This is a genomic window from Hydrogenophaga sp. L310, from assembly GCF_055703065.1.
On record NZ_JBVPZA010000005.1, the window covers coordinates 250,567 to 277,024 of the forward strand.

Here is a 26,458-nt window from a genome sequence, read left to right on the forward strand (position 1 = left end):
CTCAAACCTCCCCGCGGTCGTTGGGGTCCAGCGGCAGCAGCGCGCTGGCCTGTTCCTGCGGCAGCGCCTCCACCGTCTTGAGCGCGCGGCTCATGGCGCGACTGCGCGTCTCGGCGTTGTCCAGCGTGTTGAGCACGGTCTGCGTCTGGCTCTTGACCTTGGCCAGCACATCGCCGAACTTGCCGAACTCGGTCTTGACCGCGCCCAGCACCTGCCAGACCTCGCTGCTGCGCTTTTCCAGCGCCAGCGTGCGAAAACCCATCTGCAGCGAATTGAGCATGGCCATCAGCGTGGTCGGGCCCGCCAGCGTGACACGGTATTCGCGCTGCAGCACCTCCATCAGCCCCGGGCGACGCAGCACCTCGGCGTAAAGCCCTTCGGTGGGCAGGAACAGGATGGCGAAGTCCGTGGTGTGCGGCGGCTCCAGGTACTTGTCGGCCATGCTTTTGGCTTCGAACCTGATGCGCTGCTCCAGCCCGCGCGCGGCCGCTTCGGCACCGTCCACGTCGGCGCGCTGCTGTGCGTCGAGCAGGCGTTCGTAGTCTTCGTTCGGAAACTTGGCGTCGATCGGCAGCCAGCAGGGTGCACCGTCGTCGCCGCGCCCCGGCAGCTTGATGGCGAAGTCCACCACGTTGCGGCTTCCCGGGCGCGTGGCGACCTGGGTGGCGTACTGGTCGGGCGCGAACACCTGCTCCAGCAGGGCGCCGAGCTGGGCTTCGCCGAACATGCCGCGGGTTTTCACGTTGGTCAGCAGGTGTTTCAGGTCGCCCACGCCCTGCGCCAGCGTCTGCATCTCGCCCAGGCCCTTGTGCACCTGCTCCAGCCGGTCGGCCACCTGCTTGAAGCTCTCGCCCAGCCGCGCCTGCAGCGTGCTCTGCAGCTTCTCGTCCACGGTCGCGCGCATCTCGTCCAGTTTGGCGGCGTTGCTCTGCTGCAGTTGCGCGAGCTGGCCGTCCAGCGTGGTGCGGATCTCGGCCAGACGGCGCGCATTGCCCTCGCTCATGTCCTGCAGCTGGCGCGTGAGCGTGTCGCCCAAGGTGCCACGCAGTTGCACCAGTTGCTGGGCAAAAGCGTCGATCTGCGCGTTCTGCGTGCGCGTGGCCTCGGCCGCCTGCTGCCCCATGCCCAGGCTGATCGCCTGCAACTGCTGCGTCAGCGTATCGCCCAGCGTGCCGCGCAGCTGCAGCAACTGCTGGGCAAAGGCATCGAGCTGGGTGTTCTGCGTGCGCGTGGCCTCGGCGTCCTGGCGCGTGAGGGTTTCCTGGAAGGTGGCCAGGGTCTGCTGGATCTCCTGCCGTCCGCCGCGCGAGCTGTCGCTGATCTCGCGGCGCAGCTCGCTCTCGATGTGTTCCATGCGCTGCACCTGGTTTTGCAGCGAGCCCAGCAGCAACTGGCGGTGAGCCAGCTCAGCGGCGTCCACCGGACGGCGCCGCAACAACAGCCACAGCAACAGCAGCAGGATCAACCCCTGCAACAGCAAACCCAAAACCATCCAGAACGACACGGCTTCAAACATGCGAACGATTATCGGCGAGGCCCGGGCACGTCCGGGCGCTCTATAGAATGACCCGATCCCATTTTCAGGAGCCCCCCATGAGCGTCTACGACAAGCTTTCCCAACTCGGCATCGAACTGCCGCCCGTGGCCATCCCGGCCGCCGCCTACGTGCCCTTCGTGCAGACCGGCAATCTCATCTTTCTGAGCGGCCACATTGCCAAGAAAGACGGCAAACCCTGGGTCGGTCAGCTCGGCCTGACCACCACCACCGAAGAAGGCAAGCTCGCCGCCCGCGCCATCGCCATCGACCTCATGGGCACGCTCGCCGCCGCTTGCCTGGTCAGCGGCAAGACACTGGACGACGTGAAGCGCATCGTCAAGGTCATGAGCCTGGTCAACAGCACCGGCACCTTCACCGAACAGCACCTGGTCACCAACGGCTGCAGCGAACTGCTGGGTGAAGTCTTCGGCCCCCAAGCTGGCGCCCACGCCCGCAGCGCGTTTGGCGTGGCGCAGATTCCGATGGGTGCATGCGTGGAAATCGAGCTGATCGCCGAACTGGGGTGAAAAAGACAAAGCTGACCACACCGTCTTGAGGTCGGCCCTGATTCCGTTGGTCGCTGCAAGTGAATGAATCGCTGGGGTTTGTCACTTCGTTTCAATCGAACAGGGTTTCGTCCCTTTCAGGTCACCATCAGCGATTGCAGCTCGTTCATGGTATCGGTTGCCGACGCTCTGGAGTGTTCGACGACGAAACCGGCGATGGTCGAAATCCCTTGGGCCGCGGCCAGGTGGTGGGCATCAAGACCCCGGGTTGGCACAAAACGACCACATGCAACCCAACGCTCGAGCCGGGCGGTCATCTCCGGCAAACGCCGCTGAGAACGCAAGGTGACAGATTGGGTGACGTGGCCTCCGGCGCGTGCGGTGGCCGAGGCGTGCAACAGCACCTGAGCGCTGGAGGCATTGAGACGGAAGTTGGGGTCAAACGCCACGAGTTGACCTTCATCCGTTTCGCCGACATCGCAGCCGGCGATCCCAATGAAACCGGCCTGACGTGCCCGTTCTCCGATTGTTGTCATCAACGCCTCCATTTTCGATGATGGCGCGTCGTTGGCATCGATCAAGCTACCCGATTGCTTGCCGGGTAGATCGAAGATCTGCTCGGCGCAGCCAGCGTAAATCACTTGGTCGGGGCTCACGAGAATGCAAGCGCACCAACTGCGGCGCACCTTGATATGGGACTCCATGACCAGGGTGCCTTTCGGGTCGAGTGCCTCCAGCTCATCAAGAGCGGCCTGGTAGCTGGAGCTGTCGGCACAGTACCTGACCGCATAGCCCCATCCCGTGGCTGCATCACCGGCCACCTTCAGCCAGACCGGAAACGTGAACGTCATTGGCCGGGCTTGCGCATGGTTGACCAAGTGCCGGGGTGCCAGGTTTTGAGGCGGTACCAGAAGATGCAGCCGGCTCTTGGCGTTGAGATCGTGCCACAGGGAATTCGGAACCAGCAGTGCGCTGTCGTCGTACAAGGCTGGTGGCATGGGGTACGCGGACAGGATCCGGTGGCCCTCCTGCACAAGCTGTCGCGCCAGTGCGTGGGCTTCCTCGCCCGTGTCGTAGCGCAGCGTGGTTTCCTCGATGCGAAGGCCGGCCAGCGTCATGAGGTCCAGAAACGCCACCGTGGCACAGGAACGGTGTCGCACTGCAGCACGCCGTCCGAACATCCCCAGTCCGATGCCAGTGACAGCTTCCAGGTTGACAGGCTGGAATCCGAGCAAGCGCGTCTGGTGCAAATCGGTTCTGGCCATGAAGACCGCGTCCGGTGGCAGCCAGGCGTCCAGATCGATCAGCCAGCTCAACGGCTTTGTCATGGCAGGAATTCCTCGATGCCCCGGGACAGGTGTGTCAGCCTGGGAGAGTCAGGGTCGCCAGCGTAGGCGGGTGTCTTGTTCAGGTCCAGCACGATCGGTTTGCCTTCATGCATGACGTAATCGAATTTTCCAAAATCGAAACCCGCGCGTTGCTTCAAGTCGATCAGTTCGTCCGGTACGTCGTCAATGAACTCGTGCCGCACCAGGTTACCGGCCTTGACCATGTGGTCGGTGCCCAGCAGCCGCCAGCCGTAGCTGAAGGAGCCCAGGAACATCCATCCCCGGATGCAGTAGAGATCACCGTCACGCTCAGGCATGAACCGCTCAACGATGTAGGCCGGGTTGCGCCAGACCCACCCTGGAACATCACGGATGGAGGGCACCACGGGGTAGTGCCGGTCCGGCAACTGGCCGGCCAGTTGCCACGGCCTGGCAGTGAGCCTGACCCGCGGGGACGGCATGTGGTGTTCTGGCGGAAGACAAGCCAGACCTTCGGGCAAACCAAAATGGTTGAGATCGGTTTTCACAATGACCGGGCCGTCCCAGTCGCCATCCCGGGAAAGTCGCAGGGTCGAGTACAGGCTCTTGGAGATATCCCGTACCGCTCCATTGATCACAGCCCGTCCCGCAGGAGGTGTGGGAGCATCGGCGTCGTTCAGACGGGTTTTGTCGACATGAAGCACGCAGGCATCGGCTCCGGGGTCATAGACGGGGCCTGATGTTGACACGATGCCTCGCGCTTCCCAGCGTTTGGTCAGGTGATGAAGTACATAGAAATTCGGTAGCGCCCGTTGCCCACAGGCGATGCTGATCAAGGTCATGACCGGTACTCACGGGAGTCTCATGGACAGGAGGAATAGTCGACGCGCCGGAGTCATGGACAAGCCGACAGGCGCGGCAGTGGGAAAGCGGTACTGAGCAGCGGGTACAGGCGAGAGATCCAGACAAGAAGCGCCCACCTTCATCACACATCCGCCGCATCTACACAACCTGATATTGATCATAGCCCGTTGCAGTCCTTTGCCTGCTCGCCCTGCATGGCAACACCCTGTCTGCGGTTCTTGTTCATCGAAGCGCGATGTTCGCTCCACGTTTCCTTCCCACGATCGGTCACCCTGACACAGTTGCCCTTCACCGTTGCCCTTCACTTTGCTCACGGTGACCAGATCGCAGCGGGACTTGCACCCGCAGGTGTGTGCCCATGCCGGGCGCTCAAAAAAAAAAGAGGCACCGAAGTGCCTCTTTTTTAGGGGAAGGAGCGGCCCGAAGGCCGTTCACACCGGGATCAGACCTTGGAAGCCTTCTTGGCCAGGTCGGTGGCCTGCTTGGAAGCGACGGCGAAGTTGGCCTGGGCGGTGGCCGAGGCTTTCTTGATGGTGGCCTGAGCCGTTTCAACAGCCTTCTGGCCCTGGCTCAGCGCGCTCTGCAGAGCGGCGACGGCGGCTTCGGAGCCGGCCGGTGCGTTCTTCACCAGTTGGTCCACGGAGGCGCCGATGGCCTTCTGTGCGTCAGCCACGGTGGCTTCGAACTGCTTGGTGAAATCGGCACTGCCTTCGGTGGCGATGCTCTGCACGTGCTGGAAGTAAGCGGTCGACTTTTCAGCCAGGGGCTGGAAGAAGGCGGCTTGCAGGCTCATGAATTCCTGGGGCGTCTTGACGGACATCACGGCCTTGGCGTGGTTGAAGGACTCGCCCAGGGCGGCTTTGGAAGCGGCCATGTTGAGCTCGACCAGCTTTTCCACGCCAGCGTAAGCCTTCTTGGCGGCGCCTTCGAAGGCGTCCATGTTGGCTTTGTTGGCGGCGATGATCTGTTCAGCGGGGTTGTTCATTTCGGGTTCCTTGAGGTGGAGGGTTGAAGGAGCCGCTCTTGAACATGTCCCGGATCACCGAGTTATGTTGCAGTGCAGCATGAACGCGATTCTACGGGTAATCCCGGGGATGGCAAGCGTTTTTTGCTGCAGTGCAGCAATGTTAGAGGCATTCCCCAAAAGCAGGGGGTTCGCTGGCGATCGCAGGTCGCCGGACGCTCGTGCTCAGAACCAGGTCGTGACCGCGTCCACCACGCGGTAGGCGTCGTCCACCACCGGCATCCAGCGCCATTTGTCAAACGTGGTGCAGGGGTGCGAAATGCCGGAGGCCACGGTTTCGCCGAGCACGGGCCATTCCTCCTCAGGGGCCGAGGCGTCGTAGCGCAGGTAGGCGTGCTGGTCGTTGAGCGCGTCGATGCGCCAGTGGGTGGGCACGCCGCGAGGCGCGCCAACCTGCCCGTCAGAGCGCCAGATCGGCAGGGGCAGATCGAGGTCGTGAGACACGTCGCGCCGACCCATGCTGAGCAGGGCCAGGCCGGGCTCGGGGCAGCTCTGCACGCAGGCCAGCACCTCCAGCGCGGGCTTCAGGGTTTCACGCAGGTTCAGGCGCTCGGCCACACAGCAGAGGTAACGGGTGTAGCGCTGGTGGTCGTGTGTGAGGTAGCAGCCCGAACGCAGCACGCCACGCACCGGCCGGCCCAGGTCTGGCGTGAGCCGCTCGGCCACCAGATCGAAGATGGCGGAGCCACCGGCGCTGAGGATGATTTCTTCATGGGCGAACCAGCCCTGCCCGAGGGCTTCGCGGGCGACGGCGTCCACCCGGTCCATCAAGTCGTGCACAGTGGCGCGGTCCTGGGTGTGGTCGCAGGTCGCGGTGGTGCCTTCGTAGCACTCGATGCCGGCGAGCCGGAGCACCGGGCTGGCAGCGATGCGCCGCGCGATCTGCCGGGCTTCTTCGGCCGTGCGGCAGCCGGTGCGCTGGCCAGCGATGCCCAGCTCCAGCAGCACCTCGAACCGGCCTGCGAAACCGCGTGCCGTGGCCCAGGCTTCGATGGCGTCCACCTGCCCGACCGAATCGACGAGGAACATGGAGCGCAGCGCCGGGCGCTCGGCGTGCAACACCACCAGCGCGTCCAGCTCGGCGCGCTGGATCACCTGGTTCGCGATCAGCAGCACCGGCACGCCGTGCCGCGCGCCCACCGCGGCCTGGAACACAGTGGCAAAGCTGATGCCCCAGGCGCCGGCGTCCAGCTGCATCTGCCACAGTTCGGGCGACATGCTGGTCTTGCCGTGCGGCGCGATGGACAGGCCGCGCTGCGCGCAGAAGTCGCGCATCCAGTGCAGGTTGTGCTGCAAGGCGCTCTGCTTGATCACCGCCAGCGGCAGGGCCAGGTCACCGCGCAGCAGCTGCCAGTCCTGTTCTGCCACCTGCCCGCGCATGAGCGGCGCGCTCCCAATGGGGAAGCTCTTGAGGTGGGGACCGAAGGGGCGTTGGTTGTGCATGGTGACGGCTTTCATCAGCGCTGCGCCCGGCGGGAGCCCATCAGCCCTTGTTCTTGCGCGCCTGCGCGCGCCGCACCTGACGGCTTTGCGAGGCCTGAGCGGTGGCCTCGTCGCGGGCCTGGCGGCGCTTTCTCAACACCGCCGCGATCACCCGGGCGATGCCGAAGGCGATGGCGAAGCTGACCGCCGCCACCACCACCCCGGAAACGCTGAGGTCCATCACTCCACCCGTGTGACGCGGTTGGGCTTGAAGCCCAGATCGGCCGCCTTGCCCTTGCGGGCGCGGGCAGCACGGGCGTTGTTGAGGCTGCGGATCTCCAGCGTTTCGTCGCGATCCTTGCCGCCGCGGCCAATGCCTTCGATCTTCACGCTGCGGGTGTAGGCCGCTGCGCCGGCGAGCGTGTCCTTGGCTTCGAGGTCGATCAACATGAGCCCGCGACCGCCCTTTTCCATGGCCTTGAGTTCCGAGATTTCAAAGGTGAGGATGCGGCCACCGGTGGAGGCGCAGGCCACGTGCGTCGCCGGCAGCAGCGGCTGACTGCCCGAGGTGTTGGCCACGTGCGAAGGCGCGCAGATGGTCTCGCCCTCCCCTACGCTGATGAAGGCTTTGCCGGCTCGCTGGCGCGACACCAGGTTTTCCACCGTCGCCAGGAAGCCGTAGCCACCGGTGCCGCTGAGCAGCAGCGTGGCACTGGCCGTGCCGGCGAAGTAGTGCAGCGGTTGTGTGCCGCTTTCGAGTTCGATCAGCGTGGTGATGGGCTGGCCGTCGCCCCGTGCGCCGGGCAGGCTGGCCACGGGCACCGAGTACACACGGCCGTTGCTGCCAAAGACAATGAGCAGGTCCACCGTACGGCACTCGAACGTGCCGTACAGGCCATCGCCCGCCTTGAACGCGAAGCTGCCGGCCTCGTGGCCGTGGCCGGTGCGCGCACGCACCCAGCCCTTGCTGGAGATGACGACCGTGACAGGCTCGTCCACCACCTTGATTTCGGCCACGGCCTTTTTTTCGGTCTGGATCAGCGTGCGGCGCGCGTCCGCAAAGGTCTTGGCATCGGCCTCGATCTCCTTGACCATCAGGCGCTTCAAGCTGGCCGGGTTGCCCAGGATGTCTTCCAGCTTGCCCTGCTCTTCGCGCAGGTCCTTGAGCTCCTGTTCGATCTTGATGGATTCCAGCCGGGCCAGCTGGCGCAGACGGATTTCAAGGATGTCTTCGGCCTGCCGGTCGCTGAGCTTGAAGGCCGCGATCAGCGCGGGCTTGGGCTCGTCGCTGTGGCGGATGATGCGGATCACCTCGTCGATGTTCAGCAGCACGAGCTGCCGGCCTTCGAGGATGTGGATGCGGTCGAGCACCTTGTTCAGGCGGTGCTGCGTGCGGCGCACGATGGTGGACTGGCGGAACTCGATCCACTCGCTCAGCATGAGCCGCAGGCTCTTCTGCGTCGGCCGCCCGTCCAGGCCGATCATGGTCAGGTTGATCGGCGACGAACTTTCCAGGCTGGTGTGGGCCAGCAATGCGGTGATGAGTTCCTGCTGTTCGATGCGGCTGCTCTTGGGCTCGAACACCAGGCGCACGGGTGCGTCTTTGCTCGATTCGTCGCGCACCACGTCCAGCACCATGAGCATGCTGGCTTTCAGCTGCGTCTGGTCCTGGCTCAGCGCCTTCTTGCCGGCCTTCACCTTGGGGTTGGTGATCTCTTCGATCTCTTCCAGCACGCGCTGGGTGCTCACGCCGGGCGGCAGCTCGTTCACCACGAGTTGCCACTGGCCGCGCGCGAGGTCTTCGATCTTCCAGCGCGCGCGCACTTTCAGGCTGCCGCGGCCACTGCGGTAGGCGTCGGCGATGTCACCGGCCGGGCTGATGATCTGGCCGCCGCCGGGGTAGTCAGGGCCGGGGATGATGGCGAACAGCTCCTCGTCGCTGAGCTTGGGCGTCTTGATCAACGCCACGCAGGCGTCGGCCACCTCGCGCAGGTTGTGGCTGGGGATTTCGGTGGCCAGGCCCACGGCAATGCCGCTGGCGCCATTGAGCAGGTTGAACGGCAGGCGCGCGGGCAGTTGCTTCGGCTCTTCGAACGAGCCGTCGTAGGTGGGGATGAAGTCCACCGTGCCCTGGTCGATCTCGTCGAGCAGCAGGCCGGTGATCCTGGCCAGGCGCGCTTCGGTGTAGCGCATGGCGGCGGCGCCGTCGCCGTCGCGGCTGCCGAAGTTGCCCTGGCCGTCGATCAGGGGGTAGCGCTGCGAGAAGTCCTGCGCCATGCGCACCAGCGCGTCATACGCGGCGCTGTCGCCGTGCGGGTGGTATTTGCCGAGCACGTCGCCGACCACGCGCGCGCTCTTGACCGGCTTGGCGGCGGTGTTGCCGCTGTAGCCCAGCCCCATGCGGTCCATGGCGTAGAGGATGCGGCGCTGCACCGGCTTCTGGCCATCGCACACGTCGGGCAGGGCACGGCCCTTGACGACAGAAAGGGCGTATTCGAGGTAGGCGCGTTGCGCGTAGGTGGCGAGGTTGTCGGCTTCAGGCTCGCCGGGCAGGCCCAGCGGGAGTTCGGGAGTGAGGATGTCCATGGAGAAATTGATTCAACGCCGGTTCACAGTTGGGCCGTTTTCAGCGGGCTCTGCAACGGCGCGTTGACGGTTGAAGTGGTGGCCGTTCGCTGGCGCAACAAGGCACGCGGCGGAAGGAGATTCTGGTGCAACTGCGTCACCTTGCGCACGTAGTCACGGGTTTCGCGGTAGTTCGGGATGCGGCGGCCGGCGCGCAGCACCGCGCCTTCGCCCGCGTTGTAGGCGGCGAGCGCGAGCTCGGTGTTGCCATCGAAGTGCTTGAACAGCCAGGCCAGGTAGCTGGCACCGGCGAGGATGTTGGTGCGCGGATCGGTGAGCCGCTCCTGCAGGGTTTCGGCACGACTGGGCCTGACGCCAAAGCGCTTGGCGGTGTCGGGCATGAGCTGCATCAGGCCGACCGCGCCTTTGGGACTGACCGCGCGGGCATTGAAGCCCGACTCGGTGGCGATCACGGCTTTGAGCAACTCGTATTCGAGCCCGTGCGCCGTGGCGGCCTCGCGGATCAGGTGGCGCACCGCCTTGTAAGACGTGGACACCGCGAACCGGGCCTGCAGCCGCGGCGCATAGGCGGCGCCCGGTGTGATGCTGGACGACTTCTTGCCCGGGCGCTGGCCACCCCGGTAAAACAGTTCGTAGCGGCGATCGACCTGGTGGTCGGCAAAGTGGGACTCACCGTGCCGGTCCACATAGCCCCAGATCTCGGCCCAGGCGGGTGCAGACAGCGAGAGCACCACCGCCATGGCGGTGCCCTGCAGCCAGCGGCGCAGCGACCCACGCAGCGGCGGAGCCCCGGCTCTGCACCGAAGGTGGAGAGACGCTTGGGGGCTTTGTCTCACACGTCCACCTCGACCGAATCGCCGTGCAGCTCCATCAGCTCGCGGCGCGAAGCGGCCTCGCCCTTGCCCATGAGCTTGGTGATGAGCGCTTCGGTGCCGGCGAAGTCCAGCGTGCCCAGGTTGACCTGCATGAGGCGGCGGGTGTCCGGGTTGAGCGTGGTGTCCCAGAGCTGCTCGGCGTTCATCTCGCCCAGGCCTTTGAAGCGGCTGATCTGGCACTTGTCGCGCGCCACGCCGTCTTTTTCGGCCTTGTCCAGGATGGCGTGCAGTTCGCCCTCGTCGAGCGCGTACTGCTTGACCGCAGGCTTCTTGCCGCGCGCGGGCACGTCCACACGGAACAGCGGCGGGCGCGCCACGTAGACATGGCCGGCCTCGATGAGCTTGGGGAAGTGGCGGAAGAACAGCGTGAGCAGCAGCACCTGGATGTGCGAGCCGTCGACGTCGGCGTCGCTCAGGATGCAGACCTTGCCGTAGCGCAGACCACTCATGTCGGGCGTGTCCAGCGGGCCATGCGGGTCGATGCCGATGGCGACCGAAATGTCGTGGATTTCGTTGTTGGCGAACAGGCGGTCGCGCTCGACCTCCCAGGTGTTGAGCACCTTGCCGCGCAGTGGCAGGATGGCCTGGCTTTCCTTGTCGCGGCCCATCTTGGCACTTCCGCCGGCCGAGTCGCCCTCGACCAGGAACACCTCGTTGTGCGCCAGGTCCCTGCTTTCGCAGTCGGTCAGCTTGCCGGGCAGCACAGCCACGCCCGATCCCTTGCGTTTTTCGACCTTCTGGCCGGCTTTCTGGCGGAACTGCGCGGCCTTGATGGCGAGTTCGGCGAGTTTCTTGCCGTAGTCCACGTGCTGGTTGAGCCAGAGTTCGAGCGCCGGGCGCACGAAGCTGCCGACCAGGCGCACGGCGTCGCGTGAGTTCAGGCGCTCCTTGATCTGGCCCTGGAACTGCGGGTCCAGCACCTTGGCGCTCAACACATACGAAGCGCGGGCGAACACGTCTTCGGGCAGCAGCTTCACGCCTTTGGGCAAGAGCGCGTGCAGCTCGATGAAGCCCTTGACCGCCTGGAACAGACCGTCGCGCAGACCGCTTTCGTGCGTGCCGCCGGCGCTGGTGGGGATCAGGTTGACGTAACTTTCGCGCACGGCCTGGCCGTCTTCGGTGAAGGCCACGCACCACGAGGCGCCCTCGCCATCGGCGAAGTTGTCGTCTTTGGCATCGGCGAAACCGTCGCCTTCGAACAGCGGGATCACCGGGTCACCGTTGAGCGTCTGCTGCAGGTAGTCGCGCAGGCCGCCCTTGTAGAGCCAGGTCTGCGTGTCCTTGGTCTTTTCGTTGACCAGGGTCACCGTCACGCCCGGCATCAGCACCGCCTTGCTGCGCAGCAGGTGGGTGAGTTCGGTCATGGGCAAAGCGGCGGATTCGAAGTACTTCGGATCGGGCCAGGCGCGCACCGTGGTGCCCTGCCTGCGGTCGCCCTCGCCTTTGGGCGTCATCACCAGCTGTTCGATCACGTCGCCCGCGGAAAACGCGAGCCTGGCCACCTGGCCTTCGCGGTAGCTGGTGACTTCGAGCCGTGTCGAGAGCGCGTTGGTCACGCTCACACCCACGCCGTGCAGGCCGCCGGAGAAGCTGTAGGCACCGCCCTTGCCCTTGTCGAACTTGCCCCCGGCGTGCAGGCGGGTGAAGACCAGCTCGACCACCGGGGCTTTTTCTTCCGGGTGCAGGCCGAAGGGGATACCACGGCCGTCGTCTTCCACGCTCACCGAGTGGTCGGTGTGCAGCGTGACCTTGATCTTTTTGCCGTGTCCGGCGAGCGCTTCGTCGGCCGCGTTGTCCAGCACTTCCTGGATGATGTGCAGCGGGTTGTCGGTCCGGGTGTACATGCCCGGACGCTGTTTCACCGGCTCCAGTCCCTTGAGGACACGGATGGAGCCTTCTGAATATTCGTTCGTGGATTGGGTCGCCATGGGGGCGGATTGTATGCGCCCCGTCCAAAAACACTGGATGCAATTACAGACCAAACACCTGCCACCTCTACCGATTCGCGCTGCGCATCAATCATGGCCGCCGATTTCATGACCCCACGCGCCGGGGTGACACCCACCGAAAGGCCGGATTCGCTACAGTCTCGGGATGACTTCTTCCCCGGCCGCCGCGTCGCCCCCCCGTCTTTCTGCGTTCCAGGTGCTGGCCTGCGGCGCTGCCATCGTCACCCTGTCCATGGGCGTGCGCCACGGTTTCGGCCTCTGGCTGCTGCCGATCACCCAGGAAATGGGCTGGACGCGTGAGAACTTCGCCTTTGCGCTGGCCATCCAGAACCTCTCCTGGGGCCTGTTCGGCATTTTTGCCGGCATGGCGGCCGACCGCTTTGGCGCCTTCCGCGTGCTGCTGGTGGGCGCGGTGCTTTACGCGCTGGGTCTGGCGGGCATGGCGCTCTCGCCCACACCGCTGACCTTTGCGCTCACCGCGGGTGTGCTGATCGGTGCGGCCCAGGCCGGCACCACCTACGCCGTGATCTACGGCGTGATCGGGCGCCAGATCCCGGCCGAAAAGCGCTCCTGGGCCATGGGCGTGGCGGCCGCGGCCGGCTCGTTCGGCCAGTTCCTCATGGTGCCGGTCGAAGGCTGGCTCATCAGCGCGTTCGGCTGGCAGGAGGCGCTGCTGTTCCTGGGCGCAGCGGTGCTGCTGATCATGCCGCTGGCGCTGTTTTTGCGCGAGCCGGGTTTTGTGGGTGGCGTGGCGCCCAAGCGCGAACAGACCATTCTCCAGGCGCTGCGCGAGGCCTTCAAATACCGCAGCTTCCAGCTGCTGATGGCGGGCTATTTCGTCTGCGGCTTCCAGGTGGTGTTCATCGGTGTGCACATGCCGAGCTACCTGAAAGACAACGGTCTGTCGCCCCAGGTGGCGAGCTATGCGCTGGCGCTGATCGGCCTGTTCAACGTGATCGGCACCTACGCCGCAGGTGCCCTGGGCCAGCACATGCCCAAGCGCCATATCCTGGCCTTCATTTACCTGGCGCGTGCGGTGGCGATCAGCGTCTTCCTGATCGTGCCGCTGTCGCCCGCCAGCGTGTATGTGTTTTCCGCCGTCATGGGCGTACTCTGGCTGTCCACCATTCCGCCGACCAACGCGGTGGTGGCGCAGATTTTCGGTGTGGCACACCTCTCCATGCTCGGCGGTTTCGTGTTCTTCAGCCACCAGATCGGCAGTTTCATGGGCGTCTGGCTGGGCGGCGTGCTGTACGACCGGACCGGGAGTTACAACATCGTCTGGTACATCTCGATCGCGCTGGGCGTGTTCGCCGCGCTGGTCAATCTGCCCGTGCGCGAGTCGCCCATCACCCGCGGTCCGCAGCGCGTGGGAGCGGCCGCGTGAAGCCCTTGGTGGTCAAGGCATTTGTATGGGCCGGCGTGGCGCTGGCCCTGCTGGCCACGCTCGCGCTCTACAACCGGCCGGATTTCCTGGTGAACCTGGCGGACCAGCTCTGGAGCTGTTTCTGATGCACGGCACCGAAGCGCCTTCTGCCTGGATCAGCCGCTGGTCGCATCTCGTGCCGCCCGGCGGCAGGGTGCTAGACGTGGCCTGCGGGCATGGGCGCCACCTGCGCTGGTTTGCGGAGCGGGGCCACACGGTCACCGGTGTCGACCGCTCTGCCGAGGCCATTGCGGCGGTGGCAAGGCTCGGTCGTGCCGTCGAAGCCGACATCGAGAGCGGCCCCTGGCCCTTTGCGGACGAACAGTTCGACGCGGTGGTGGTAACCAACTACCTCTGGCGCCCCCTGCTGCCTCAAATCGTGGACAGCGTGGCGCCGGGTGGCGTGCTGCTCTATGAAACCTTTGCCGCCGGCAATGAAACCGTGGGCAAGCCCTCGCGGCCCGATTTCCTGTTGCAGCCCGGCGAGTTGCTGCGTGCCTGCGCTGGTCTGCACATCGTGGCCTATGAAGACGGCTTCACCGACCGGCCCGAGCGCTTCGTTCAACGTATCGCGGCGGTGCGAAAACACCCGGATCCGTCCGCCCTGCCCGCGCGGTATCCGCTGGATGCCTCTGGGTAGAATGTCAGATTCGCGCGCCCGCTGATGGCGGCCTCTGCACAGAGGCCAACAGGCAGGTGCCCACCTCTTGAGCCCATCGCTTATGAAACCCATTACCGGCAGCATCGTGGCCTTGGTCACGCCCATGAACACCGACGGCAGCGTGGACTACCCCACCCTGCGCAAGCTGATCGACTGGCACATCGCCGAGGGCACGGACTGCATTGGCGTGGTCGGCACCACCGGCGAGTCGCCCACGGTCACGGTCGAAGAGCACTGCGAGATCATCCGAGTCTCGGTGGAGCAGGCCAAGACCCACGGTGAGAAGCGCGTGCCCATCATGGCCGGCTGCGGCGCCAATTCGACCGCCGAGGCGATCGAACTGGCGAAATTCGCGCGCAGTGTCGGCGCCGACTGCCAGTTGCAGGTCGTGCCCTACTACAACAAGCCCACGCAAGAAGGCCAGTACCAGCATTTCAAGGCCATCGCCGAAGCCACCGGCGACCTGCCCATCGTGCTGTACAACGTGCCCGGCCGCAGCGTGGCGGACATGTCGGTTGAAACCGCCCTGCGCCTGGCGCAGGTGCCGGGCATCGTCGGCATCAAGGAAGCCACCGGCAACATCGAGCGCGCCCAGTGGCTGATCCGCGAAGCGCCCGAAGGCTTTGCGATCTACTCCGGTGACGATCCGACCGCCGTGGCGCTGATGCTCTGCGGCGGCCAGGGCAATGTGAGCGTGACGGCCAACATCGCGCCGCGCCTCATGCACGAGCTCTGCGTGGCCGCCATCGCGGGCAACACGCGCAAGGCCATGGACATCCAGCTGCGCCTGATGCCGGTGCACAAGAACCTGTTTGTTGAAGCCAACCCGATCCCGCTCAAGTGGGCCATGGCCCGCATGGGTCTGTGCTCGGAAACCATGCGCCTGCCGCTCACGCCGATGTCCCGCGCCCTGGAACCCCTGGTCGAAGGGGCGCTCAAAGACAGTGGCCTGATCGATTGAACGTTGCCCGCCCGACTTCCCCATTTCTTCCGAACCCCGAGTCCGCTCATGCAAGTCACTTCAAAACGCCCGACACCCCTCACGGCATCGCCCCTCGCCTCGCGCCCTCTGGGCCGCATTGGCTTGATCGCCGTGGCCGCCCTGCTGGCGAGTGGCTGCACCATACTGCAGGAAGACAAGATCGACTACAAGAGTGCCCAGCGTGGCAGCACCCTGGATGTGCCGCCCGATCTGACGCAGCTCAGCCGCGACTCGCGCTACAACGTCCCGGGCGCTGCGGTGACCGCGAGCGGCCAGCAGGCGGCCCAGGCGGCGGTCACGCCCGGCGCCACGGCGGTCTCCTCGGTGGGCGACGTGCGCATTGAACGCGCGGGCAACCAGCGCTGGCTGGTGGTGAACCGTCCGGCCGAACAACTGTGGACACCGGTGACCGACTTCTGGAAGGAAAACGGCTTCCTGCTGGAACTGGACCAAGAAAAACTCGGCATCATGGAAACCGACTGGGCCGAGAACCGCGCCAAGATTCCGCAAGACTTCATCCGCAGCACGATTGGCCGGGTGTTCGAGAACCTGTATTCCACCGGAGAACGCGACAAGTTCCGCACCCGGCTGGAACGCAACGCCGCCGGCGGAACCGAGATATTCATCAGCCACCGCGGCATGGCCGAGGTCTACACCAGCAGCCAGAAAGACCAGACCGTGTGGCAGCCCCGGCCCACCGATCCCGAGCTGGAAACCGAGTTCCTGCGCCGCCTGATGGTCAAGCTCGGCGTGAGCGAAGCACAGGCCCAGGCCATTGCGGCCGCAACGCCCGTCCAGGCCGCCGCCAAGGTGACCTTGCTGGGCCAGCAACCTGTGGTCCAGCTCGATGACGACTTTGACCGGGCCTGGCGCCGTGTCGGCCTGACGCTGGACCGCACCGGTTTCACGGTCGAAGACCGCGATCGCACCCAGGGTGTCTACTTCGTGCGTTACGTGCCCACGACCGCGGCCGACGCCCGGAAACCCGGTTTCTTCGGCCGCCTCTTTTCGAGCTCAGCACCCCAGGCCACACCGGCCAAGTACCGCGTGAAGGTGCAGAGCAGTGGCAACAGCAGCACGGTCTCCGTGCTCAACGAACAGGGCCAGCCTGAAGCATCCGCCACCGCCCAGCGCATCGTCCAGCTGCTTGCCGACGACCTCAAGTAGGCGTCACCGTCCTCAGTGCCCGGCCTGGGCACCCAACGAAGAAAGCCGCCTTCGGGCGGCTTTCTTCATGGCCGGGCCAAAAGCCCGACAGACCCATCAGATCACTGAGCGGGCTTTGCAGCAGCCTTGGCCGCTTCGGCAGCGGCGGTGGCTGCATCAGCGGCGGCAGCGGCGGCGTCCTTGGTAGCGTCTGCAGCGGCAGCGGCGGCGTCGGTGGTGGCAGCAGCTGCATCCTTGGCGGCATCAACAGTGGCAGCGCCAGCAGCGGCAGCGGCGTCAACAGTGGCGGCGCCCGCAGCGGCAGCAGCGTCGGTGGTGGCAGCAGCTGCGTCCTTGGCGGCATCAACCGCGGCTGCAGGCTCGGGGATCGTGATGGCGGCTTCTTCCTTTTTGCCGCAAGCGGTCAGGGCCACGGCGGCGAGCAGGCTGGCGAGGAGGATAGATTTTTTCATGACAGTGTTCCTATGGATGAGGATGAACAAACTTCAAATAATGATTTTGAATCAACCAAAAAAAAAAACCCGAATCAAGGATTCGAGCTCGGTTGACCCAGTCAGACAACCTATTGAGACCCGGCTTCCAGACTGGATTGAAATCATAGCTGGAAAAATGAATCCGCATTTACCCTCGGCATCTTTTTCTTTTTCTCACAAGAAAGTGTTGCGAAAGCAGAAAACTCCACTACGAAAGCTCACAAACCCAGCGTGGTAGCCGCAAACGATGGGCTGCCCATGGCCCAACAGGTGTCCAGCCGCTCTTTCAGGGCCAAACGCCGTCGGGCATCCACGCTGGCCACCAACGTGCAGCGCAGGGAATCGAGCCGCTCCAGGGTCCAGCCGGGTGACCAGATCGCACTGGGCAACTCGGTCCCCACCAAACTGGTGCAAGCGTGGGCCTGCACCAGATGCGACCACGTGACGCGCCACTGCACCAGGCGGGGGTGCAGCTGGCGCAGCGGCCCGAAGTCCCGCGCCATGAACTGGATGTGGCGCCCGCGACCGGCCCAGGCCTGCAGGGCATCGACCACCACCCGTTCGCCCAATGGCCAGTCCGCGAAGTCCGAATCGCTCAAGACAATGTGCGACCAGCCCTCCCTGGCAGCGCAGACCATGGCCTGTCGAACCAGATCGGCAAAGACCTGGCGGCCCTCCATTCGCCCCAGCGGCAGCGCCTGCGCGGGTGTTCCCATGCCTGATTCGGACTCTGATTCGGATTCTTGACTCATGACCTCACCTCCGTATTCGGAACGACAGAACGGATCAGCTGGCCACCACACGGTGCAGCCAGCCGGCTTCAAACCAGTCCTGCAGCAACGCCTGCGCATCGGTGCTGGCGCGTCCCGCCTGGCGGGCATCCAGGCAGCGCTGGTCGGCCAGCGTGCGCATCAGGCGTGCATCCGCACCGCCGGCGCGGAAACTCTCGCCATTGATGAACACGTGGCGGTCGTCGTACATCATGCGCGTGCGGCGATCCAGCGCCAAGGGGCCAGGCGTCCAGTCTGACTCGGGTTCTTCGAACCAGACGCGGGGCTTGGGCTCGGTCATCACCTCGCCCAGCGCACAGGCGAGCGACTCGCGCTCGGCCAGCAGACGCTGCAGGCCATCGGCCGCAAAGGCCTCAAGCGCGGGCGGCATGGCCGCTGGCGTGGCGGTGGCGGGCTGCGCCGGGTCGCGGTACAGCGTGGCGTCGTCGAACTCATCGGCCATGCGCTGCAGCAATTCACCAGCCAGTCCTCCGCGCTGCGGCACGCGGAAGCCCACCGAGTAGGTCATGCAGTCGTCACCCACGGCCACACCGTCGTGCGCCCAGCGCGGTGGCAGGTACAGCATGTCGCCGGGGTTGAGCAGGTGCTCCTCTTCAGGCTCGAAGTTGCTCAGGATCTTGAGCGGCACGTTCGGCTCCAGCGAAAGGTCTTTCTGGCGTCCGATGCGCCAGTGACGTTGACCGCTGGCCTGCAGCAGGAACACGTCGTAGCTGTCAAAGTGCGGGCCCACGCCACCGCCATCGCTGGCCCAGGAAATCATCAGGTCGTCCAGGCGCGCATCGGGCACGAAGCGGAAGCGCTGCAGCAACTCGTGAGCCACGTCCAGGTGCAGATCCACACCCTGCACCAGCAAGCTCCAGCGCTTCTGCTTCAGCGGTGGAAAAGCCGTGCGGGCAAAAGGTCCGTGTCTGAGCTGCCAGCCCGCGGATTTGTGCACGATCAAACGCGACTCGACCGCTTCATCGGCGGCCATGGCAAACAGCGCCTGGCGATTCACAAACGGTTTGAAGTCCGGAAAGGCATTGCGAATCAGCAAAGGCTTTTTCTGCCAATAACGGCGCATGAATTGCGCGGGCGAAAGACCGCCGAGCATTTCGCGGGGCATGTCGGGGCCAAAGGTTTTGGGGCTGGAGGGGTTGGCTTGGGTCATGGGACAATTGTCCGATGAAAACGACGATGAAAATCACCCCTCAGTGCGTCGTCGCGCTGACGTGGACACTCAAGGACACCCTGGGCGAAGAGCTGGACGTGCTGGACGAACCGATCGAGTTCCTGGTGGGTGGCAACGACCTGCTGGCCGGGCTCGAGGAGGCGCTGCAGGGCCATGTGGCGGGCGATACGGTGGAACTGCAGCTCGAACCCCAGCACGCGTTTGGCGATTACGACGATCGCCTGCTCTTTCTGGAGCCCCGACACCTGTTTCCGGACAACATCGAGGAAGGCATGGGTTTCGAGGGCCTGCCCGCGGGCTGCACCTCCTCTGCACCGCACGACCGCCTGTACTTCGTGAGCGACATTTACCCCGACCATGTGGTGCTGGATGGCAACCATCCCCTGGCGGGCATTGCCTTGCGCATCCACCTCAAGGTGCACGCTGTGCGCGAAGCGCAAATCAGTGAAGTCGGTCGTGGCACGCTGGGCGCGGGCTTCTTCCGCATGCAGGTCGAGAGCGGCGATACCCCGTCGGACCCCGATGCGCCCTCGGGCAAGCCCACACTGCATTGATGGGCAGACGCCCAAAACGCAAGAGGGCTGCCAGCGCAGCCCTCTTGTTTTTTTCAGCGCGTCAGCGCTGACAGGTCAGCCTCGACCCGTTGAACCGTAACCGCCCGACCCGCGTTCGCTGGCCACGTCGAAGTCGTCCACCAGATTGAAATGCGCCTGCACCACAGGCACGATCACCATTTGCGCGATGCGCTCCATGGGCTCGATCGTGAAAGCCACGTCGCTGCGGTTCCAGGCGCTCACCATGAGCTGGCCCTGGTAGTCGCTGTCGATCAGGCCCACCAGATTGCCCAGCACGATGCCGTGCTTGTGACCCAGACCCGAGCGCGGCAGGATCATGGCCGCATAGCCAGGGTCGGCCAGGTGGATGGCCAGCCCCGTGGGCACCAACTGCCAGGCGTTGGGCGCGAGGGTGAGCGGGGCATCGAGGCAGGCCCGCAGGTCCAGCCCCGCACTCCCGGAGGTCGCGTAAGCCGGCAGCTGGCTGACCATGCGCGGATCGAGCACCTTGACGTCGATCTGCATCACTCGGCTTTCTTCAATGCGTCTTCGAGCGCTTTGGTGGGATCCTCCTCTGCTTCTGGCGCTCCTTCTTCGGCTTCGGGCGCCGGCCCATCGGCGGCCGGCTCCTCGACGGTGGGCGCCTCATCGGAACCGTAAGGATCGGCAGACTGCAGGTCCTGCATGTTGTTGAGCATGTCCAGAACCTCCGCGTCGTCGACCTTCACGGCTTTGTCCAGGTTGCCGGTCACGATGCCCGGGTTGAACACGATCACCGCCACCATGATCAGCTGCAGGATGATGAAGGCGATGGACCCCTTGTAAATCTGGGCCGTGGTCACCGCCGGAATGCGTTTTCCGGTCACCACATCGTCGTAGTCGTTGCGGGCAGCCACGCTGCGCAGGTAGAACAGCGCAAAGCCGAACGGCGGCGTGAGGAACGAGGTCTGCAGGTTCATCGCCAGGATGATGCCGAACCAGATCAGGTTGATGTCCAGTTTCTCGGCAACCGGCGCCAGCAGGGGCACGACGATGAAGGCAATCTCGAAGAAGTCGATGAACATGCCCAGCACGAACACCAGCGCGTTAACGAACAGCAGGAATCCCATCTGTCCACCAGGCAGCTTGTCGAACAGGTGCTCCACCCAGATGTGTCCGTCGGCCGCGTTGAAGGTGAAGCTGAAGACGGTCGAACCGATCAGGATGAACAGCACGAAGATGGCGAGCTTGGTGGTGTTTTCCAGCGCCTGCTGGAGCAGACCGAACGACAGCGTGCGGCGAGCGCCCGCCATGATCAGCGCGCCGATGGCGCCCATGGCACCGCCTTCGGTGGGTGTGGCCACGCCCAGGAAAATCGTACCCAGCACCAGGAAGATCAGCACCAGCGGCGGTATCAGCACAAAGGTGACGCGCTCGGTCAGTCGCGAGAGCAGGCCGATGCCGAACAGCTTGTTGACCAGCGCCAGCGCCAGCGCCAGGAAGGCGCTGATGGTCATCGACAGGATGAAGATTTCATCACCGGGCGCGGGCATTTCGCGCTCCAGCCAGGGATTCATGATCGACTCGTGCACCTGGGACCAGGCGTAGCCAGCCGCAGCACACAGCACCAGCAAGGCCACCAGCGAGCGGTGGCCACTGGAACCATCGGGCTCGTTGTAGATGCGTGCCTCGGCCGGCAGGGCCGGCACCCACGCGGGCTTGACCAGCGCCACCACGATGATGAAAGCCAGATACAGACCGACCAGCGCCAGGCCGGGAATCAAGGCCCCGGCATACATGTCACCCACCGAACGACCCAGCTGGTCGGCCAGCACGATCAGCACCAGCGAAGGTGGCAGCGCCTGCGCCAGCGTGCCCGAAGCGGTGATGGTGCCGGTGGCGATGGTGCGGTTGTAGCCGTAGCGCAGCATGATGGGCATGGCGATCAGGCCCATCGAGATCACCGAAGCCGCGACCACGCCAGTGGTGGCCGCGAGCAGTGCGCCCACCAGCACCACGGCAATACCGACGCCGCCGCGCAGCGGGCCGAACACCTGGCCCACCGTTTCCAGCAGGTCTTCAGCCATGCGGCTGCGCTCCAGGATGATGCCCATGAGCGTGAAGAACGGGATGGCCAGCAGCGTGTCGTTCTGCATGATGCCGAACACCCGCAGCGGCAAGGCCTGAAACAGGTTGGAGGGAAACAGCTCCAGTTCCATGCCGATGAGGCCGAAGAACAGGCCGGTCGCGGCCAGGGAGAACGAAACCGGGAATCCGATCAACAGGAACACCAGCAGGCCGGTGAACATCACCGGAACGAAATTGGCGGTCAGAAATTCGATCATGCTGATGCTCCCGCCTGGCGGGCTTTTTCCTGTTCGGCGATCTCTTGCGCGAGCATTTCGGCCTCACTGGGGCCGGAATGGCTCAGGACATCCGGCCCCCGGCCAGTGAGGAAAGCGAAACGTTTGATCAGTTCGGAGAGGCCCTGAAGGAACAGCAGCGCAAAGCCCAGCGGGATCAGGGCGTACACGGGCCAGCGGATCAGTCCACCGGAGTTGGACGACATTTCGCCCGATACGTAGGCGTTGACGAACAAGGGCCAGCCCATCGTGGCCATCATGTAGCACAGCGGGAACAGGAAAATCAGGATGCCGCCGATATCGATCCAGTTGCGGGTGCGGTCGCTGAACCTGCTGGAAATGAAGTCGATGCGCACGTGCGCATTGCGCAGGAAGGCGTAACCGCCGCCGAGCATGAACACCGCGGCGAACAGGTACCACTGGATTTCCAGCCAGGCGTTCGAGCTGGTGCCGAAGATTTTGCGGATGAGGGCATTGCCCGTGCTGATGAGCGTGGCAGCCAGGATGAGCCACATGGCCATCTTGCCAATGAGCTCACTGATGGCATCGATGAGCCGGGATATCTGGAGTAGGAACGACATGGGAATCCCCGATGGGTTGGGTTGCTCGTGGCAAGCCCGCCAGTTTAGCGAAAGCGGGGCCTCTGATAAAAGAGAGACAGGGAGGAGAGGCGATGCAGGGCCGGGTCACGGTCAAACATGGCCAACCTGCACAAAAAACCCCGCAGGGGCGGGGTTTTTTGCCAGGCGTAGTCAGCCGTTACAGCTTGGCCGACTGCATGTAGCGGTCGAACTGGGCTTCGGTGAAGCGGAACCAGAGGTTCTGGTCCTTGCGGAAGGCCGAATAGTCGGCGTAGATCTTCTTCCAGGCCGGGTTGGTGTCGTTCAACTCGGCATAGAGGGACATGGATTCCTTGTACGCCAGGTCCATCACCGCCTTCGGGAACGCCTGCACCTTGGCGCCACCAGCGACCAGGCGCTTCAGTGCGCCAGGGTTGCGTGCGTCGTACATGGCCTGCATGGTGGTGTGCGCATGGGAGGCCGCACACTCGACGATGACCTTGTACTCGGCAGACAGGCCGTTGAAGGCTGCCTTGTTGATGTAGAAGTCGAGCTGTGCGCCGCCTTCCCACCAGCCTGGGTAGTAGTAGTTCTTGGCAACCTTCTGGAAACCCAGTTTTTCGTCATCGTACGGTCCCACCCACTCGGTGGCGTCGATGGTGCCTTTTTCCAGCGCCTGGTAGATCTCGCCACCAGGGATGTTCTGCGGCACGCCGCCCATGCGGGTCAGCACCTTGCCGGCGAAACCGCCGATGCGCATCTTCAAGCCCTTGATGTCGGCACCGCTCTTGATTTCCTTGCGGTACCAGCCGCCCATCTGGGCACCGGTGTTGCCGCCGGGGAAGTTCACGATGTTGTATTTGTCGTAGAACTCGCGGAACAGCTTCAGGCCGTTGCCGTCGTAGTACCAGGCGGTCAGCTGGCGGCTGTTCAGGCCGAAGGGGATCGCCGTGCCCATGGCGAAGGTGTCGTCCTTGCCGAAGAAGTAGTAGGGAGCGGTGTGGGCCGCTTCCACGGTGCCTTGCTGCACACCGTCCACCACGCCGAACGCCGGCATCAGTTCGCCACCGGGGTGCACCGAAACGCTGAACTTGCCACCCGACATCTCGCCCACCTTCTTGGCGAACACATCGGCTGCGCCGTAGATGGTGTCCAGGGCTTTCGGAAAGCTGGAAGCGAGTCGCCAGCGGATGGTGGCCTGGGCATGCACCGCAGGCGCGGCGCCTGCGGCCAGCACCCCGGCAATGCCGGCATGCTTGATGATGGAACGACGATCCATAGTTACAACTCCATTTAGGTGATTTTTACTCGACCAGCACACACGGTTGTGGTGTTTGGCCAAGGCGCTTTGGCCTGTGAATTGTATGAACCGCACGGACGCGGTCTTCACGGGTTTTCCCTCGGGGAAAAGCACAAAACCCGCTTCGTGAGCTGCTTTTCACACGCTTGAGGGGGGAATGAAAAACACTTCAAACCTCGCGTGAAAAATGCTCACGAAAAAGAATGCTTCAGTTGTCCTGGATGGTGGTTTTTTTGTCGTGAGCGATCCGGGCATGCACGTCGTGCGCGTGGATCGACTCGAAGTTGGTGACATCCACGGTGTAAGCCCGCACGCGTGGATCGTCGCTCAGCGCCAGCGCCACGTCGCGCACCAGGTCTTCGACGAATTTGGGATGAGCATAAGCCTGCTCGGTGACCCACTTCTCGTCGCTGCGCTTGAGCAGTCCCCAGAGTTCGCACGACGCATGGTCTTCGGCAAAACGCACCAGCTCGGTCCAGGGCACGGCCTCGTCCAGCAGGACCTCCAGCCGGATGTGCGAACGCTGGTTGTGCGCTCCGTCTTCGCTGACCTCTTTGGAACACGGGCAGAGCGACTTCACCGGCACCGTGGCCACCATGCGTACCTCGGTGCTTCCGCCCTCGCAGCGCGCCAGCCAGCCGCCCTCGTACTCCAGCAGGCTTTGCTGACCCGAGACCGGGGCTGTCTTGCGGATGAAAAAAGGGAAACTCACCGCCAGGCCAGCGCTGTCGGTCTCCAGCAAGGCCATCAGCTCGGGCAGGGCTCGCTGCAGCCGATCGAAGTCGACCGCCTCGCCATCGAGCGTGAACGCGTCGAGCCAGGCCAGCAAGCGCGACATGTGGGCGCCCTTCTGCTCGGCCTTCAGCCCCACGTGCAGGTCCCAGAGCCCGACGCTGTGCTGCGCGCGTCCAGCGATCTGCAGAACCAGGGGGTAGCGCAGGTTCTTCACGCCCACGCGGGCAATCGGCATGGCTCGCACATCGTGCCGGCCTTGCACATCGGGCATGGTGGCGCGCACGCCGGTCAGGGCAACGGACATCAGGCCGCCACTTTCAGACCCGGCACGGCGTCCAGGAGGCTGGCAAAACGTGCCCGCACCGAGCGCTCGATCCCCACGGCGTCAAGCCCCTCTGCGGCCAGCAATTTCGCCGGATCACCGTGTTCGGTGAACACATCGGACAGGCCCAGCTGCAGCACCGGCATGGCAAAACCCTCGGCCTGCAGCGCCTCCAGCACCGTACTGCCCGCGCCACCCATGGTGCAGCCTTCTTCGACCGTGACCAAGGCGTGGTGGTGGGTGGCGAGTTCACGCAGCAGCTCCAGATCCAGCGGTTTGGCCCAGCGCATGTTGGCCACGCTGGCACCCAGCTGTTCAGCCGCTTCCAGCGCCGGGTAAAGCAGCGTGCCGAACGCCAGGATGGCCACGTTGCGGCCCGTGCGGCGCATCTCGCCCTTGCCGTAGGGCAGGCCTTCGAGGCCGGCCAGCACCTTCGTACCCACTCCCGCGCCGCGCGGATAACGCACCGCCACCGGGTGGTTCTGGGCGTGCGCGGTGCTGAGCAGTTGCCGGCATTCGGCTTCGTCGGCCGGGCAGGCTATTCCCATGTTGGGGATGCAGCGCAGAAAGGCGATGTCGTAAGCCCCTGCGTGCGTGGCGCCATCGGCGCCCACCAGGCCGGCGCGGTCGAGCGCGAAGACCATGGGCAGGTTCTGCAACGCCACGTCGTGGATGAGCTGGTCGTAGGCGCGCTGCAGGAAGGTCGAATAGATTGCCACCACCGGCTTCAGCCCCTCGCAGGCCAGGCCGGCGGCGAAGGTCACGGCGTGTTGTTCGGCAATGCCAACGTCGAAATAGCGACCCGGGAAGCGGCGCTCGAACTCGACCATGCCCGAACCTTCGCGCATCGCGGGCGTGATGCCCACCAGCTTGGGATCGGCTTCGGCCATGTCGCACAGCCACTGGCCGAACACCTGTGTGAAGGTGGATTTGGGCGGTGTGGCCGGCGCGGTCAGGCCCACGGCCGGGTCGAACTTGCCGGGGCCGTGGTAGGCCACCGGGTCGGCCTCGGCGAGCTTGTAGCCCTGGCCCTTCTTCGTGACCACATGCAGGAACTGCGGGCCACTGTCCTTGTCGAGCAGGTGGCGGATGTTCTCCAGCGTGGGGATCAGCGAGTCGAGGTCGTGACCATCGATGGGTCCGATGTAGTTGAAGCCGAACTTCTCGAACAGCGTGGCCGGCACCACCATGCTCTTGGCGTGTTCTTCGAGACGCTTGGCCAGTTCGAACAGCGGCGGCGCGCCCTTGAGCACCTGCTTGCCCACGTTTTTCGCCGCGGCGTAGAACTGCCCGCTCAGGAGCTGGGCCAGGTAACGGTTGAGCGCACCCACCGGCGGCGAGATCGACATGTCGTTGTCGTTGAGCACCACGAGCAGGCGGCCGTCGGCCACGCCCGCGTTGTTCAGCGCTTCAAACGCCATGCCCGCGGTCATGGCACCGTCGCCGATGATGGCCACGGAATGGCGACTCTCGCCCTTCATCTTGGCGGCCATCGCCATGCCCAGCGCAGCGGAAATGCTGGTGGACGAGTGCGCGGTGCCGAAGGTGTCGTATTCGCTTTCGTCGCGGCGCGGGAAACCGCTGATACCACCGAGCTGCCTCAGCGTGCCCATGCGGTCGCGCCGGCCGGTGAGGATCTTGTGCGGGTAGGTCTGGTGGCCCACGTCCCAGACCAGGCGGTCTTCGGGGGTGTTGAAAACGTAGTGCAGCGCGACGGTGAGTTCCACCGTGCCGAGGTTGGAGCTGAGGTGGCCGCCGGTCTTGGACACGCTGTCAATCACGAAGGCCCGCAGTTCATCGGCCAGCGGATGCAGTTGGGCGCGGGACAGCCGGCGCAGGTCGGCCGGCGATTCTATGGAAGACAGAAGTGAGCTCATGACCATCGTGGCGTGTGGCGCTTGTTG

The 26,458-nt window shown here is 64.6% G+C and carries 25 protein-coding genes; 7 read left to right on the plus strand and 18 right to left on the minus strand.

Features of this window, described 5'->3' with window-relative positions:
* Nucleotide 1: 1 nt before the first annotated feature.
* The gene (locus AC0GNO_RS11400) at nt 2–1,516 is read right to left on the minus strand and encodes a DNA recombination protein RmuC (RefSeq protein ID WP_472903978.1); all 1,515 of its coding nucleotides are present in this window, start codon (nt 1,514–1,516) and stop codon (nt 2–4) included.
* Between the two features lie 77 nt (nt 1,517–1,593).
* Here AC0GNO_RS11400 and AC0GNO_RS11405 point away from each other — a divergent pair, with 77 nt between their 5' ends.
* Complete coding sequence (locus tag AC0GNO_RS11405) at nt 1,594–2,064, plus strand: RidA family protein (protein ID WP_472903979.1); 471 nt, start codon at nt 1,594–1,596, stop codon at nt 2,062–2,064.
* Between the two features lie 116 nt (nt 2,065–2,180).
* Here AC0GNO_RS11405 and AC0GNO_RS11410 read toward each other — a convergent pair whose 3' ends face one another.
* The 8 genes from AC0GNO_RS11410 to AC0GNO_RS11445 all read right to left on the minus strand — a co-directional run bounded on the left by AC0GNO_RS11410 (nt 2,181) and on the right by AC0GNO_RS11445 (nt 12,049).
* A complete protein-coding gene (locus AC0GNO_RS11410) occupies nt 2,181–3,371 on the minus strand; it encodes a hypothetical protein (RefSeq protein WP_472903980.1) in 1,191 nt (396 codons plus the stop codon).
* On the minus strand, nt 3,368–4,192 hold the full coding sequence (locus AC0GNO_RS11415; protein WP_472903981.1) for a hypothetical protein: 825 nt from the start codon (nt 4,190–4,192) through the stop codon (nt 3,368–3,370). The genes AC0GNO_RS11410 and AC0GNO_RS11415 overlap by 4 nt, the downstream gene beginning before the upstream one ends.
* A 464-nt stretch (nt 4,193–4,656) precedes the next feature.
* The gene (locus AC0GNO_RS11420) at nt 4,657–5,199 is read right to left on the minus strand and encodes a phasin family protein (RefSeq protein ID WP_472889095.1); all 543 of its coding nucleotides are present in this window, start codon (nt 5,197–5,199) and stop codon (nt 4,657–4,659) included.
* 204 nt (nt 5,200–5,403) lie between these two features.
* Complete coding sequence (locus AC0GNO_RS11425) at nt 5,404–6,681, minus strand: alanine racemase (protein ID WP_472903982.1); 1,278 nt, start codon at nt 6,679–6,681, stop codon at nt 5,404–5,406.
* A 40-nt stretch (nt 6,682–6,721) separates the two neighbouring features.
* Entirely contained in the window at nt 6,722–6,901 is a 180-nt protein-coding gene (locus tag AC0GNO_RS11430; RefSeq protein WP_472889097.1) for a hypothetical protein, read from the minus strand.
* The gene (gene parC / locus AC0GNO_RS11435) at nt 6,901–9,246 is read right to left on the minus strand and encodes a DNA topoisomerase IV subunit A (RefSeq protein ID WP_472903983.1); all 2,346 of its coding nucleotides are present in this window, start codon (nt 9,244–9,246) and stop codon (nt 6,901–6,903) included. The genes AC0GNO_RS11430 and parC overlap by 1 nt, the downstream gene beginning before the upstream one ends.
* Before the next feature lie 23 nt (nt 9,247–9,269).
* A complete protein-coding gene (locus tag AC0GNO_RS11440; protein ID WP_472903984.1) occupies nt 9,270–9,986 on the minus strand; it encodes a lytic transglycosylase domain-containing protein in 717 nt (238 codons plus the stop codon).
* Nucleotides 9,987–10,078: 92 nt separating this feature from the next.
* The gene (locus AC0GNO_RS11445) at nt 10,079–12,049 is read right to left on the minus strand and encodes a DNA topoisomerase IV subunit B (protein WP_472889100.1); all 1,971 of its coding nucleotides are present in this window, start codon (nt 12,047–12,049) and stop codon (nt 10,079–10,081) included.
* A gap of 166 nt (nt 12,050–12,215) precedes the next feature.
* Here AC0GNO_RS11445 and AC0GNO_RS11450 point away from each other — a divergent pair, with 166 nt between their 5' ends.
* The 5 genes from AC0GNO_RS11450 to bamC all read left to right on the plus strand — a co-directional run bounded on the left by AC0GNO_RS11450 (nt 12,216) and on the right by bamC (nt 16,306).
* Nucleotides 12,216–13,457: an MFS transporter gene (locus AC0GNO_RS11450; RefSeq protein WP_472889101.1), complete on the plus strand. Its 1,242-nt coding sequence runs from the start codon at nt 12,216–12,218 to the stop codon at nt 13,455–13,457.
* On the plus strand, nt 13,454–13,582 hold the full coding sequence (locus AC0GNO_RS11455) for a hypothetical protein (RefSeq protein ID WP_472889102.1): 129 nt from the start codon (nt 13,454–13,456) through the stop codon (nt 13,580–13,582). Before AC0GNO_RS11450 ends, AC0GNO_RS11455 begins: the two co-directional genes overlap by 4 nt.
* Nucleotides 13,582–14,136 carry a class I SAM-dependent methyltransferase gene (locus tag AC0GNO_RS11460; protein WP_472889103.1) on the plus strand — a complete coding sequence of 185 codons (555 nt, stop codon included), beginning with the start codon at nt 13,582–13,584 and terminating at the stop codon, nt 14,134–14,136. The genes AC0GNO_RS11455 and AC0GNO_RS11460 overlap by 1 nt, the downstream gene beginning before the upstream one ends.
* An 82-nt stretch (nt 14,137–14,218) precedes the next feature.
* Complete coding sequence (dapA, locus tag AC0GNO_RS11465) at nt 14,219–15,118, plus strand: 4-hydroxy-tetrahydrodipicolinate synthase (protein WP_472903985.1); 900 nt, start codon at nt 14,219–14,221, stop codon at nt 15,116–15,118.
* A gap of 48 nt (nt 15,119–15,166) precedes the next feature.
* A complete protein-coding gene (bamC, locus tag AC0GNO_RS11470; RefSeq protein ID WP_472903986.1) occupies nt 15,167–16,306 on the plus strand; it encodes an outer membrane protein assembly factor BamC in 1,140 nt (379 codons plus the stop codon).
* A 101-nt stretch (nt 16,307–16,407) separates the two neighbouring features.
* Here bamC and AC0GNO_RS11475 read toward each other — a convergent pair whose 3' ends face one another.
* The 3 genes from AC0GNO_RS11475 to AC0GNO_RS11485 all read right to left on the minus strand — a co-directional run bounded on the left by AC0GNO_RS11475 (nt 16,408) and on the right by AC0GNO_RS11485 (nt 18,720).
* Entirely contained in the window at nt 16,408–16,758 is a 351-nt protein-coding gene (locus AC0GNO_RS11475) for a hypothetical protein (RefSeq protein WP_472889106.1), read from the minus strand.
* Nucleotides 16,759–16,997: 239 nt separating this feature from the next.
* Nucleotides 16,998–17,531, minus strand: a complete 534-nt coding sequence (locus AC0GNO_RS11480; RefSeq protein WP_472903987.1) for a hypothetical protein — start codon at nt 17,529–17,531, stop codon at nt 16,998–17,000.
* Nucleotides 17,532–17,565: 34 nt separating this feature from the next.
* Nucleotides 17,566–18,720, minus strand: coding sequence for a JmjC domain-containing protein (locus AC0GNO_RS11485; protein WP_472903988.1), 1,155 nt, complete (start codon nt 18,718–18,720; stop codon nt 17,566–17,568).
* Nucleotides 18,721–18,746: 26 nt separating this feature from the next.
* Here AC0GNO_RS11485 and AC0GNO_RS11490 point away from each other — a divergent pair, with 26 nt between their 5' ends.
* Nucleotides 18,747–19,295, plus strand: coding sequence for an FKBP-type peptidyl-prolyl cis-trans isomerase (locus AC0GNO_RS11490; RefSeq protein ID WP_472889109.1), 549 nt, complete (start codon nt 18,747–18,749; stop codon nt 19,293–19,295).
* A 75-nt stretch (nt 19,296–19,370) separates the two neighbouring features.
* On the opposite strand, the gene dut is transcribed toward AC0GNO_RS11490, so the two are convergent.
* From dut to dxs, 6 genes are all read right to left on the minus strand, one after another.
* Nucleotides 19,371–19,820: a dUTP diphosphatase gene (dut, locus tag AC0GNO_RS11495; RefSeq protein ID WP_472889110.1), complete on the minus strand. Its 450-nt coding sequence runs from the start codon at nt 19,818–19,820 to the stop codon at nt 19,371–19,373.
* Nucleotides 19,820–21,619, minus strand: coding sequence for a TRAP transporter large permease (locus AC0GNO_RS11500; RefSeq protein WP_472889111.1), 1,800 nt, complete (start codon nt 21,617–21,619; stop codon nt 19,820–19,822). Before AC0GNO_RS11500 ends, dut begins: the two co-directional genes overlap by 1 nt.
* Nucleotides 21,616–22,218, minus strand: a complete 603-nt coding sequence (locus AC0GNO_RS11505) for a TRAP transporter small permease subunit (protein ID WP_472889112.1) — start codon at nt 22,216–22,218, stop codon at nt 21,616–21,618. Before AC0GNO_RS11505 ends, AC0GNO_RS11500 begins: the two co-directional genes overlap by 4 nt.
* Nucleotides 22,219–22,396: 178 nt before the next feature.
* Complete coding sequence (locus tag AC0GNO_RS11510; protein WP_472889113.1) at nt 22,397–23,476, minus strand: TRAP transporter substrate-binding protein; 1,080 nt, start codon at nt 23,474–23,476, stop codon at nt 22,397–22,399.
* Nucleotides 23,477–23,705: 229 nt separating this feature from the next.
* Entirely contained in the window at nt 23,706–24,536 is an 831-nt protein-coding gene (gene folE2, locus AC0GNO_RS11515) for a GTP cyclohydrolase FolE2 (protein ID WP_472903989.1), read from the minus strand.
* Nucleotides 24,536–26,431 carry a 1-deoxy-D-xylulose-5-phosphate synthase gene (gene dxs, locus AC0GNO_RS11520; protein WP_472903990.1) on the minus strand — a complete coding sequence of 632 codons (1,896 nt, stop codon included), beginning with the start codon at nt 26,429–26,431 and terminating at the stop codon, nt 24,536–24,538. The genes folE2 and dxs overlap by 1 nt, the downstream gene beginning before the upstream one ends.
* Nucleotides 26,432–26,458 lie beyond the last annotated feature (27 nt).